The sequence below is a fragment of the Halobacillus dabanensis genome (assembly GCF_900114165.1).
GTDB classification, from domain to species: Bacteria; Bacillota; Bacilli; order Bacillales; family Halobacillaceae; genus Halobacillus; species Halobacillus dabanensis.
In genome coordinates this window covers 131,421-143,968 of the sequence record NZ_FOSB01000007.1, presented here as the reverse complement: position 1 = coordinate 143,968, position 12,548 = coordinate 131,421, and the positions used below count along the sequence as shown (strand labels likewise).

The 12,548-nt window shown below is 42.4% G+C and carries 10 protein-coding genes and 2 tRNA genes; 9 read left to right on the top strand and 3 right to left on the bottom strand.

What is annotated here, in order from left to right; translation table 11 throughout:
• Window positions 1–44: 44 nt before the first annotated feature.
• Window positions 45–1,406 (top strand): replicative DNA helicase, encoded by a 1,362-nt coding sequence (gene dnaB / locus BMZ58_RS13315; protein ID WP_075037051.1) that lies wholly within the window; start codon window positions 45–47, stop codon window positions 1,404–1,406.
• Window positions 1,407–1,545: 139 nt separating this feature from the next.
• Here dnaB and BMZ58_RS13310 read toward each other — a convergent pair whose 3' ends face one another.
• Together BMZ58_RS13310 and BMZ58_RS13305 are read right to left on the bottom strand one after the other, a co-directional pair.
• Complete coding sequence (locus tag BMZ58_RS13310; protein ID WP_075037050.1) at window positions 1,546–2,403, bottom strand: Cof-type HAD-IIB family hydrolase; 858 nt, start codon at window positions 2,401–2,403, stop codon at window positions 1,546–1,548.
• Window positions 2,394–3,176 (bottom strand): DeoR/GlpR family DNA-binding transcription regulator, encoded by a 783-nt coding sequence (locus BMZ58_RS13305; RefSeq protein WP_075037049.1) that lies wholly within the window; start codon window positions 3,174–3,176, stop codon window positions 2,394–2,396. Before BMZ58_RS13305 ends, BMZ58_RS13310 begins: the two co-directional genes overlap by 10 nt.
• A 660-nt stretch (window positions 3,177–3,836) precedes the next feature.
• Here BMZ58_RS13305 and BMZ58_RS13300 point away from each other — a divergent pair.
• Both BMZ58_RS13300 and BMZ58_RS13295 read left to right on the top strand, forming a co-directional pair.
• Window positions 3,837–5,126: an adenylosuccinate synthase gene (locus BMZ58_RS13300; RefSeq protein WP_075037048.1), complete on the top strand. Its 1,290-nt coding sequence runs from the start codon at window positions 3,837–3,839 to the stop codon at window positions 5,124–5,126.
• A gap of 72 nt (window positions 5,127–5,198) precedes the next feature.
• Window positions 5,199–5,744 carry an LOG family protein gene (locus BMZ58_RS13295; protein ID WP_075037047.1) on the top strand — a complete coding sequence of 182 codons (546 nt, stop codon included), beginning with the start codon at window positions 5,199–5,201 and terminating at the stop codon, window positions 5,742–5,744.
• Window positions 5,745–5,769: 25 nt separating this feature from the next.
• Here BMZ58_RS13295 and BMZ58_RS13290 read toward each other — a convergent pair whose 3' ends face one another.
• Window positions 5,770–6,252 carry a hypothetical protein gene (locus BMZ58_RS13290; protein WP_075037046.1) on the bottom strand — a complete coding sequence of 161 codons (483 nt, stop codon included), beginning with the start codon at window positions 6,250–6,252 and terminating at the stop codon, window positions 5,770–5,772.
• Between the two features lie 135 nt (window positions 6,253–6,387).
• On the opposite strand from BMZ58_RS13290, the gene BMZ58_RS13285 reads away from it, so the two are divergent.
• The 6 genes from BMZ58_RS13285 to BMZ58_RS13260 all read left to right on the top strand — a co-directional run bounded on the left by BMZ58_RS13285 (window position 6,388) and on the right by BMZ58_RS13260 (window position 12,536).
• Window positions 6,388–6,464: transfer RNA gene (locus tag BMZ58_RS13285), tRNA-Asp, on the top strand.
• Window positions 6,465–6,554: 90 nt separating this feature from the next.
• Window positions 6,555–6,627 (top strand) — tRNA-Phe (locus tag BMZ58_RS13280).
• A gap of 315 nt (window positions 6,628–6,942) precedes the next feature.
• On the top strand, window positions 6,943–8,226 hold the full coding sequence (locus BMZ58_RS13275) for a peptidoglycan DD-metalloendopeptidase family protein (protein WP_075037045.1): 1,284 nt from the start codon (window positions 6,943–6,945) through the stop codon (window positions 8,224–8,226).
• A gap of 396 nt (window positions 8,227–8,622) precedes the next feature.
• Window positions 8,623–9,327 carry a response regulator YycF gene (gene yycF / locus BMZ58_RS13270; RefSeq protein WP_075037044.1) on the top strand — a complete coding sequence of 235 codons (705 nt, stop codon included), beginning with the start codon at window positions 8,623–8,625 and terminating at the stop codon, window positions 9,325–9,327.
• 6 nt (window positions 9,328–9,333) lie between these two features.
• The gene (walK, locus tag BMZ58_RS13265) at window positions 9,334–11,172 is read left to right on the top strand and encodes a cell wall metabolism sensor histidine kinase WalK (protein ID WP_075037043.1); all 1,839 of its coding nucleotides are present in this window, start codon (window positions 9,334–9,336) and stop codon (window positions 11,170–11,172) included.
• Window positions 11,169–12,536, top strand: coding sequence for a YycH family regulatory protein (locus BMZ58_RS13260; protein ID WP_075037042.1), 1,368 nt, complete (start codon window positions 11,169–11,171; stop codon window positions 12,534–12,536). The genes walK and BMZ58_RS13260 overlap by 4 nt, the downstream gene beginning before the upstream one ends.
• Window positions 12,537–12,548: the final 12 nt, after the last annotated feature.

Genomic DNA, 12,548 nt, shown 5'->3' with positions numbered 1-12,548 from the left:
AGGCAGGAGGCCCATGTGTTTTAGATCCAGAGGAGGAACAGCTAGTGAGTGAAATGTGGAACGATCGTACCCCGCCCCATAATATAGAAGCAGAACAGGCGGTCCTCGGTGCGATCTTTTTAGAACCGGAAGCGATGTCGACAGCCGCGGAGTATCTACTGCCAGAAGATTTCTATCGAGCGAGTCACCAACGGATTTTCGAGGTGATGCTCACGCTTTCCGATCGCGGGGAGCCGATCGATTTAGTCACGGTTACTTCGGCTCTTTCCAACAATAAAGTATTAGAAGAAGTCGGAGGGGTTTCCTATTTGACGGATATCGCCAATTCCGTGCCGACTGCTGCCAATATCTCTTATTACACGAGTATCGTCAGTGAAAAATCCACACTACGAGGTTTAATTCGAACGGCAACAAACATCGTGACATCAGGGTATGCCGAGGAAGAGGACTTAGAAGATGTACTGAATGCAGCAGAGAAGGACATCTTAGAAGTTTCCCAACGGAAGAACTCGAGTGCCTTTAAAAGCATTAAAGACGTTCTGATTGATGTCTATGACAATATCGAACAACTTCATCATAATGATGGGAGTACAACGGGGATTCCTACAGGATACCGCGATTTGGATCACATTACCTCCGGGTTCCAGAGGAATGACCTGATCATCATAGCTGCCCGTCCTTCCATGGGTAAGACGGCTTTCGCATTAAACATAGCTCAAAACGTCGCGGTTCATACCGAGGAAAATGTAGCAATCTTCAGTTTAGAGATGGGTGCAGACCAGCTGGTATCCCGTATGCTTTGCGCGGAAGGTAACATCGATGCCCAACGATTGCGGACAGGCCATTTAGAAACCGAGGATTGGAATAAACTCACGATGGCTATGGGAAGTTTATCCAATGCTGGAATTTATATTGATGATACCCCCGGAATCCGTGTCAGTGAAATTCGTTCGAAATGCCGCCGCTTAAAGCAAGAACATGGTCTAGGCATGATCCTTATCGATTACTTGCAGTTGATTCAAGGGAACGCCAATTCCAAAGAAAACCGTCAGCAAGAAGTTTCGGAAATATCCCGTTCCTTGAAGGGTCTTGCACGTGAGCTTAATGTTCCGCTTATCGCCCTATCTCAGCTTTCTCGTGGGGTAGAATCAAGGCAAGATAAACGTCCGATGATGTCTGACTTGCGTGAATCAGGTTCCATCGAGCAGGATGCCGACATTGTCGGGTTCCTTTATAGAGATGATTACTATGATCAGGAGTCGGAGAACCAGAATATCATTGAAATTATTATAGCGAAGCAACGTAACGGACCTGTCGGAAATGTTGAACTTGCTTTTGTGAAAGAGTACAACAAGTTCGTAGATTTGGACCACCGTTATACGGATGCAGATATACCACCGGCATAAAAGGAAGACGCCCGACCATTACAATGGTCCGGGCGTCTTTCTTTATCCAGTAAATGGATGTGCTCTCTTAAAAGAGCATAATATGATTCATCACTGCCCTTGACGCCTCCCGAAGAGTCACGCAGGGCAATGGATGATCCTAGGTTGTAAGGAAATGGCGAATCGCATGAGCGACTCCATCTTCATCGTTTGTTCGGGTTAAAAAGCGGCTGGCTTCTTTGACTTGTTCTTTAGCATTGCCCATTGCAGCACTGTAGCCAGCCATAGAGATCATGGAGAGGTCATTTAAACTGTCTCCGATCACCGCTGTTTTTTCGAGAGAAAGGTTGAGTTTTGCAGCCAGCTTTTCTACAGCTAAACCTTTCGAAGCCCACCGGTGTTCCATTTCGAAATTATGGTCTGCCGAACTAACAAGTGTAAGGTCTGGGTTTGAGTGGAACTTTTCCCACCCTTTTTTTAATTTATCCTTATCAAAGGAAAAAGCAAGGATGTTGTAGATCTTTTGATCAGCATCGACGATTTCTTTATAAGAGTCTACATGCAAAAAGCCGTGCTGACTGAATTGTTTCTCTATCGCCTTTTCCAGTTGACCAATGTCTGCCTTAGGATTCGCACTTTTGATTCGATCGAGCTCAATTTGCAACAACTCTTTCCCATTTAACGGGGTGAGAATCGAGTGGTCATCAATTGCTTCATAATAAAAGTTCTCTTCCTCAAGCCAGGCCAATATTTGATGTACATCCTTTTGTTCCATTGGTACGGAATAGAAAAGGGAACCATCGGGACGGTGGATGGTCGCCCCATTGGCAGCGATGATCCATGTATTAAGCTTAAGCCCAGAAATGAGCCTGCGGACATCAAATTCGGCACGACCAGTGGCAATAACGACTTCCACCCCTTCCCCCTGCGCTTCCCGGATGGCCTCCACATTTTTTGAGCTTATTTGGTTTTTTGAATTTAAGAGAGTTCCGTCCAAATCGACGGCAATCATGTCCATGGATCTGTGCCCTCCTCTTCTGTAACTATCAAATCGACATCAAAATCCTTTAATAGACTTTGAAAATCTCCTCCTGGCAGGCGGTCGGTGATAATGACGTCCACGTCGGCCAACACTGCAAATGAGAAAAATTCTGTTCTGCCGAATTTTGTATGATCGGCTAGAACGATGACTTGTTCCGCCTGCTTCATCATGTTCCTTTTGACCATTCCGTCCTCTTCATGTGCAATCGTAAGTCCTTGTTCTGAAATACCTACCACTCCAATGAAAGCTTTATTCACATGATAATTCTTCAACCGTTCAATGACGGAGGCGCCATATAGGAATTGGTGTTCTTTCTGCAAATAACCGCCCAGGAGCTGAATGGATACGTTTTCAACATTGGATAAGATTTCAGCCTGGTGGATGGAATTTGTAATAACCGTAACCTCACTAGCAGGAATTTGATTGGCGCAAGCTTGGACGGTTGTGGAGGTATCTAAAATGATCTTATCTCCTGGACGTATGAAGGAAGCGGCCTTACTACCAATTTGCTGCTTTTCATATGATACGGTGTTTAATCGATGGCTGTAATCTTTGATAGCGTCTTGCGTTCTCGGTAAAATAGCTCCTCCACGTGTCCGGACGATAGCTTTCCGTTCTTCAAGTTTTACTAAGTCTCTCCGTGCCGTGTCTCTTGATATATCAAACATGTCACACATTTGGTCGATGGATATTCTGCGTTTTTCTTTTAAAAATTGTATGACCCCGATCAGTCGTTCTTCTTGGTACATGGAATTCCCCTTCCACATCTATCCTTTGTAAGTGATTATAAGTAATTTTTTAATTAAAATCAATGCTAAATAAGTTTTTATAAGTTAATTTCTTATTAAGCTATACGATAGTATTCTTGAAGACTCCGTTTCGAGACTTTTATTGGGAAAAGGGTCGGTGGGGGATAAGTCGCTTTCCATGGGGTGGGCGCTGAGCCTCCTTAGGCTTTGCCTTCTGGGTTCTCATCGGTCCTACACGCCCCATAGGAGTTTCGCCATTCCCCTCCGCCCCTTTGCCATATCAGTATCTCGAAACCACTTCTGGGGGACTCTGCTTGTATGCTCAAGCGAAGGGGATAATATAAATCGCCACAGTTTGAAATAGAGCGATTTATATCTACTTATGAGTGAGGGGAAGACTCCATCTTAGTAGAGGGATTCGTTTCTCATCTCCACCACCCCTGACTCCTAATATGGCAAACGAATCCCTGGATTATCACAAAACTGAGTCTGCATGAATAGGGAGAGTTTATGGAGTAAGGGGGACTTTTATTGAGTAATAATCGAACGATATTAATCTATTAATATATAATGTTCGGGAATGACATTGACTTAACTAGTGGAAATTGGTAAACTGACGGTGGAAATCATATAATACAAAAAATTTGGCGGAGGTGCCTTATGTCATCTGTAGTCGTAGTCGGAACCCAGTGGGGGGACGAAGGAAAAGGTAAAATCACGGACTTTCTTTCACAAAATGCAGAAGTAGTCGCTCGCTACCAGGGCGGAAATAATGCAGGACATACAATTAAGTTTGATGGAATCACATATAAGCTTCATTTAATTCCTTCAGGGATCTTTTTTGATGATAAAACCTGTGTATTAGGAAACGGAATGGTCATTGATCCGAAGGCTTTACTTGACGAGCTTAAATATTTACATGATAAAGGCGTTTCTACAGATAATTTAAGAATCAGTAATCGTGCCCATGTCATTCTTCCTTACCACCTGAAGCTAGATGCTTTACAGGAAGAGGAGAAAGGCGACAATAAAATAGGGACGACTAAAAAAGGAATTGGGCCTGCTTATATGGATAAGGCTGCTCGTACTGGAATTCGCATCGCAGATCTCTTAGATAAAGAAAGCTTCCGCGAAAAGCTGGAGCAAAATTTGGCTGAGAAGAACCGTCTGTTTGAGAAAGTGTACGAGACACAACCTTTTACGGTCGAGGAAATCATGGATGAGTACTATGAATATGGACAGGAAATCGCTTCTTATGTATGCGATACCTCTGTTGTGTTGAATGATAGCCTTGATGAAGGACGACGAGTCCTCTTCGAAGGTGCTCAAGGTGTCATGCTCGATATTGACCAGGGTACTTACCCTTTCGTTACCTCATCTAACCCGATTGCTGGCGGAGTCACTATTGGTTCTGGCGTCGGTCCTTCTAAAATCAAACATGTCGTCGGCGTATCTAAAGCTTATACGACACGTGTTGGAGATGGACCGTTCCCTACAGAGCTTGATAATGAAGTTGGTAATCAAATTCGTGAAGTCGGCAATGAATATGGTACTACCACAGGGCGCCCACGTCGTGTTGGCTGGTTTGATAGTGTCGTCGTTCGTCATGCACGTCGTGTCAGTGGAATTACAGATCTTTCATTAAACTCTATCGATGTTCTAACAGGTATTGAGACATTGAAGATTTGCACAGCCTACAAGTATAAAGGAGAAATCATCGAAGAATTCCCCGCCAGTTTGAAGGTTCTTGCAGAATGTGAACCTGTATATGAAGAGATGCCAGGCTGGACAGAAGATATCACAGAAGCTAAGTCGCTTAGTGACCTTCCGGCAAATGCACGCCACTATATTGAGCGTGTATCCCAACTGACTGGAATACCTCTTTCTATCTTCTCCGTAGGTCCAGATCGTGCTCAGACAAACGTTGTCCGCAGTGTTTATAGTGAATAAAAATAATGCGCCCGGCTGTCTCAGTCGGGCGTTTTTTGTTAATGATAAATAGTAAGGGAAGGAGTGTTTCACGTGAAACGAATTTGTGTTTTTGCCGGTTCCAGTACAGGGAATGACCCAATATTCACTGAGAAAACGAGAGAACTTGGAAAAACATTTGCTGAAAAAGGAATCGAACTTGTTTATGGAGGTGCTAAGAGTGGCCTGATGGGTGTAGTGGCAGATGCGGTGTTAAACCATGGTGGGAAAGTAACGGGAGTCATGCCCACTGGGTTATTTGAAAGGGAAATCGTCCACTCTCGTCTCACTCATTTAATTGAAGTGAAGACGATGCATGAACGGAAAGCAAAAATGAGTGAACTCTCCGATGGGTTTATCGCTTTGCCAGGGGGATTCGGTACTTTCGAAGAGCTTTTCGAAACGGTGAGCTGGGCTCAAATAGGAATTCATACAAAACCGCTAGCCCTTTACAATATTTCAGACTACTATACTCCCCTCGTACAACTGGTAGAGCATTCTATTAGAGCGGGTTTTGTACAAAAAGAAAACCGCAATCTTATCATCGACGAATCTGAACCCAGTATTCTTCTGAATCAAATGCTTCACCGAAAAGTATAAAGACGTGCCTTTAGGAGGCGCGTCTTTATACTTTTATCGTAGTAAAGAAGACAAGGCCGAAGTACCGATACGTCAAGTTGATACTATCGATCGAGGTATCTTCGGTAATACTTAGACCATAAATGGTTGTTGGTGATTTCTCCACAGTTGATGCTATTGCTTTAGTAATCATGGGAGAGGTATCAGGATCCAGAGAAAAGGTTTCATAGTCGTACATTCCATATGTGTCATCGGCGAGAGCGTAAGTATCTGTCAGCATAAATCCTTTTTCAGAGTCACTGACTTGAATTTTTGCATTCGGTGTGGATTGATTATTATTGATGGAAACATCTGTGATATGGATACTGCCGAGTAAGCTCTTGTTTCCCAGGGCAACGATGACCGTATGTTTATCTTCTGTTGTTCCAATAGATCCGTGCGCAAGTGGTGGATTGATTTTTAGAAATCCAATAATGATAACAATCAATAATATAAGGGCGAAAAAAGTATAACGGAAAATTCTTTTCAAAAAATATCCTCCTTTCCTTAAGGAATGATAATAAGACGAGAATGTTTAAGTAAATCTTACTTTCTATGAAAATTCTATTGCTTCCCTATTTTCCATGTGGTACGATAAGTATCGTTGCAGTGAACGACATTCATTGGTCCGGTAGTTCAGTTGGTTAGAATGCCTGCCTGTCACGCAGGAGGTCGCGGGTTCGAGTCCCGTCCGGACCGCCACTTTAATTATACCACTCGCGGTAGTCGAAAAAACACGTAACATGGTGGGATTAAGAATTAATTAAGTCGAATGAATGGAAATAAATACATGGCTCGGTAGCTCAGTCGGTAGAGCAACGGACTGAAAATCCGTGTGTCGGCGGTTCGATTCCGTCCCGAGCCACTACTCAAAAGCTTACGGTAAATTACCGTAAGCTTTTTTTGACCCCTCAACTATAATGCCGTATTCCTGAAGACGGATATCGAGATTTTTATTGAGAATAAGGTCTGTCAGGATAGGGTGTTTTTTGGTGGAATGTTGTTATTTTGGCAGTGTTTTAATTTATAAGAAAATATATAAAACTTTTCGTAATTTTGGTAAGAAAATTATATATTCTTTACAATTCACAAAAAATATTTTATATAAATTACTGCTATGGTAGATTAGTTTAGAGAAAATAGATAATCAACGGAGATAATTGCTTCAGGAGGATCTACCATGTGGAAGAAAATAGCTCTCACAACCATTGCTGTCGTCGGTATCGGCGTAGGAACTGCCTATGCGGAAAGTTCACTGCCGACGGTATATCACGTTTATATGGACGGAAACCAAATAGGGACCGTAGAAAATAAAGAAAAGATAGAGACGTATGTAGAGGAACATGTAGAGGATGCAGAACAGAAACACGAAGATTGGGATTTATCCCTCAGAGAAAATCTTACATTCGAAGAACAAAAGGTACTATCTGTAAAAGATGAAGAACCAAAGGTATTGAAGGAACTGGATGAAGAGATGAGTTTGGCTGTTGATGTGGTACGCCTCCAAGTCAATGGACAAGCGGTTGCCCATTTACCAAGTAAGGAAAAGGCAGAAGAAGTCATTGAAAAAGTTAAAGAGCAGCATGTAGACACGGAGGTGCTTGAAGAACAGGGGGCTGAACAAACGGAAGAGGTCCCTGTCGGAGAATCCAGGGTTACAGAGGTCCGGTTATCGGAAGCAGTCACTTTTGATGATCAAAAAGTATCCCCTTCCCAGGTCCATACGGTTAAACAAGCTGTCTCGAAAATTAAAAAGGGGGATGGCTATGCCCCTTCTTCCACTAAAGGAGGGAGAATGGTGGCCTCTCTTAAGACTCCACAAGAACCCCTTCTTGATGTTCTTGTTACAGAACGGGAACGTAAAGAAAAAACAATCGAGCATAAAGTAGAAATAAAAAAGACGGACGAACTTTATGAGGGAGAAACGAAAGTAAAACAAAAAGGTGCTGAGGGTAAAAAGGAACTTCTCGTGGAGAGGAGTTTTCGAAACAGCAAAGAAGAGAAGGAAGAAATCTTACAGGAAAAGGTCGTTAAAGAGCCGGTAACGAAAGTGGTTTTAAAAGGAACAAAACCAGCCCCTTCTAAAGGTAGTGGCGACTTTATATGGCCTGCCGTAGGAGGAACCATTACAAGTAAGCAAGGAGAACGATGGGGCCGGTATCATAAAGGAATTGATATCGCAGGTGTTTCAGATAAGACGATTAAAGCTTCTGATAACGGTAAAGTAATAGAAGCGGGAATGAGAAAAAGTTTCGGAAATAAAGTAGTCATTGATCATGGAAATGGTTATGAGACGATATATGCTCATATGTCTTCCATAAGTGTAAAAGAGGGTCAAGTAATCCAAAGAGGAGAAAAAATTGGAGTGATGGGAACTACGGGGAGATCCACCGGCATTCACCTTCACTTTGAAATCCACAAAAACGGATCGTTAGAAAACCCGCTATCACATGTTTCACAATAATGATGTTAACCGCTATGATTCAATAAATGGCGGTTTTTCTTTTTATAATAAGCCATGTTTTTGGCACACTTTTCGAGAATGAGCATAGCGCTTAGGGAAAGATAAATTAACGAGCTATGGGTAAAATATCCTGTATAGCGTCCTCTCGAATCCAAGCGACTCCTCTCTTAAGTCGTCCGCCTCACGGAAGAGGAAATCACGACTTCCATTTAAATGTTTGGCTTATGATACCCAGTATATCCTGAGTGTTTGCTCCATTATAAGACCATGCTAAAATTTTGAGTAGGTGTAACGGCTGATTTCCGGAAGAGCTTCGAGGTAGAATAAGACATTTAGATAGAAATGAGTTAAAATGAGGTAAAGAAAAAGAAGTCGAAGAAAAGGATGTGACGGAATATGGCACAGAAAATTTTAGTGGTAGATGACGAAAAACCGATTGCAGATATATTGAAATTCAATTTAGAAAAAGAAGGTTATGATGTCGTCTGTGCATATGACGGTGACGAGGCGATTGCGAAAGCGGATGAAGAAGATCCGGAATTGATATTGCTAGATATTATGTTGCCGAATAAGGATGGTAATGAAGTTTGTCGTGAAGTAAGGAAACGACACAACATGCCGATCATTATGCTGACGGCTAAAGACGCGGAAATCGATAAAGTATTGGGACTTGAAATGGGAGCGGATGACTATGTGACGAAGCCGTTCAGCAATCGTGAATTGATTGCACGTGTGAAAGCGAATTTACGCCGCCAGCAACAAGACCCAGAAGATAATGCTCAGCAGACGAAAGATATTGAAATTGGACGTCTTGCAATCCACCCGGATGCTTATACGGTGACACGTGATGGCAAGCATATTGAACTGACCCACCGTGAGTTTGAATTACTACATTATCTTGCTCGTCACATTGGACAGGTGATGACTCGTGAACATCTCCTGGAAACAGTATGGGGCTACGATTATTACGGGGATGTACGTACGGTCGATGTTACCGTCCGCCGCCTTCGTGAAAAGATAGAAGAGAATCCGAGTAACCCGATGTGGATCGTTACACGTCGTGGAGTGGGTTACTATTTGAGAAACCCAGAGCAGGAGTAAGCCTTTATGAAAAAGGTGGGCTTTTTTCAGTCTGTCAGGCTGAAATTGATTGTAGTTTACATTTTATTACTTTTATTAGGCATCCAAGTGATTGGAGCCTATTTTGTTGACCGTCTGGAAACACAATTGAAGGATAACTTTAAAGTTTCCATTGATGGTCAGTTGAGTTCCTTAACATACAGTTTGCAAAATGCCTTCAATACCGAACGGGAAGAGGGGGCCGCTCCATTAAGCACAGACTTGCAAGGCTTGATCAGTGAGTTCGGTAATAACCGTGAAATCCGGAAAATGATGGTCGTGGATGATAAGCCGAATGTATTAGCGGCCATCAGCACAGGGGATGATCAATCCCTCGTCGGTAAAAAGGTGACCGACCAGAAAATCACCCGTGTATTTTTATTTGAGGACCCTACCGAACCTGTCGAAATGCAAGACAGTGAGTCGAATAGCAGGCTTTATGTCGGTACAACGCCAATTACGAATGAAGCCGGGGATGAGATTGTCGGTGCTCTTTATTATGAATTTTATATGGGTAGTATTTATGAACAATTAGAAGAAATCAATAGTATTTTTGCCAAAGGGACGGTCTTAGCCATAACGGTTACAGCTTTGCTCGGTATCCTGGTGGCGAGAACAATTACAAAACCGTTAACGGAGATGAAGAAGCAGGCTCAAATTATGGCGACGGGAGACTTTTCACAAAAGGTAGATGTCCAGGGTAATGATGAGCTTGGACAGCTAGCTCATACCTTTAACGATTTGAATGACAAGCTTAAGCTTTCTCAAGCCACAACGGAAGGGGAGAGGCGGAAGCTAAGTTCTGTTCTTTCCAACATGTCAGATGGTGTCATTGCTACAGACAGGTTGGGGGCGATTACACTCATGAATGCACCTGCATCTAAATTGATCGGCCAGACCTTCGAAGAGGTGCAGGGACAGTCTTTAGTAGACGTTCTCGATTTGAGTGATCAATTAGAAGATATTTCAGAAGTGGAAGAAGCAGGTTCCATGATTATTGATTTGAGTAGTGAAGAGGCCCACTTACTGCTGAAAGCGAACTTCTCAGTGGTGGAGGATGAATATCATGAAATGAACGGATTCATATCGGTTATCAGTGATGTTACGGAACAGCAGCGTGTTGAAAAGGAAAGAAGAGAGTTCGTCTCTAACGTATCTCACGAGCTTCGCACACCGTTAACGACGATGCGAAGCTATATCGAAGCCTTGAATGACGGAGCGTGGCAAGATCCGGATATCGCTCCGAGGTTCTTGGATGTCACACAAAATGAAACAGACCGGATGATTCGTTTAGTAAACGACCTCCTTCAGTTGACCAAAATGGATCATAAAGAGACAAGTCTTATTAAAGATCGCGTCGAATTTATCGGTTTCTTCCATCAGGTCATCGATCGTTTTGAAATGAATAAGGACGAAAAGGTGGACTTTGTCCGGAACATGACGAATAAGAACATGTACGTATGGATGGATAAGGATAAAATCACTCAAGTACTGGATAATGTGATTTCCAATGCGATTAAATATTCGCCAGAGGGTGGAAGTATTCGCTTTGACGCTCATTCAACGAAAAAACAACTGCGTGTGAGTATAACGGATGAAGGCATTGGCATGCCGGCAGATACAGTCGATAAAATCTTCGATCGCTTCTATCGTGTGGATAAATCACGTGCGAGAGAAATGGGTGGAACTGGACTAGGTTTAGCTATTGCCCGGGAAATGATAGAAGCACATCACGGGAAAATATGGGCGGAAAGCCGCGAAGGCAAAGGAACAACGGTTCACTTCACCCTGCCGCTCATGAATCAGAAGCGGAGGAATCAGTCATGAATAGAGAAACAATGAAATCTATCATCTTAGTGATTCTCATCGCTTTTAGTCTTGTATTGACTGTAGCTCTGTGGAATTATCAGCCGGTGAACGATACGATTGATGATAATGTGCTCATTGGCAATACCCAGCTGGATGAATTAGGGAGTGAGCGGACACTTAGTGAACTGATCATCCCGGAAGAGATTGTGTTTCATGACGGGGACGCTTATTATACACATGCCGAAAGTATTGATAATAAAGATTTTTATCAACAACAAATACAGCAATGGAATGTGACAAATATAGACACTAGTCCAGGTTCTATTAATTTGGATAATCATCATCATGCTGTCGAAATCGTGTTTCCTGCTGAAATTCCTATTCAGACGATTCAAGATTTATTTGTACTGAATAATGAAGAAGGATTGGAAGGTATTCAAGCTAGTTTCGACCGTATCTTTGTCGTTCAGCAAAATGGTGGGTCAGTATCCTCCACTTTTAGTTTATGGTTTGTAGATAGTGATTCTAGTGAAAATAGGTTTTCTCTTAAGGCCGATATAAGTACATCAGCCGGAGAGAATGCGTTTAGAGAATTGGATGATAAAGAGGAATTAAAAGAATTGATCAGAGTAAGGGATACAATCGCAAATGAAGAAGGATCGAATGAAGGTTTTGCAAATATATACTTACCGAAACAAACGTCAAGGATTCCAGAATATGTCCTGCAAACAGATTCCTTGGATGTAAGACCATTGCAAAATGATCTGTTCCCTTCCAATACGGCAGTTACTTCATACACAGCAAGCGGTGGGGAACGGGTAACGAAAACGTTCAAGCAACAATTGACGCAATTTGATAAACGTATGGAATATGAGTTAACCATTCCTAACGCTGCCAACCAAGATGATTTACAAGTATACGATATGCTGAATCAAAGTATGCAGGACATTAATAGCCACCTGGGATGGACAAATGATTACCGACTATCTTCTGTACTCACCGGTTGGAATCAAGTCCAATACCAAATGTACTTCGGAGATTTACCTGTCATGGAAAATAGCGAGACAAGTATGTTAGCTACAATCATGATGAGATATCAGCAAGGGCAAATTCAGGAGTATAAACGTCCACTCGTTAAGTTCAGTTCGATTACAAGTGAGCGAAAAGCAACATTAAAATCAGGAGAGCAGGTTTTAGAGGACCTACAAGAAAAGAATGACTTAGACAATCGTACCATTCTTGATTTGGAGATCATGTACACTTTGGAAGAGCAAAGAAACAACCTGGTTTTTAGTCTGATTCCTGAATGGTATATAAAGACGAATGCAGGATGGATGAAAGTTTATTCAGAGGAACAATCCCAGAATGAAGAGATATCTTAAGCGAGGAGGCGG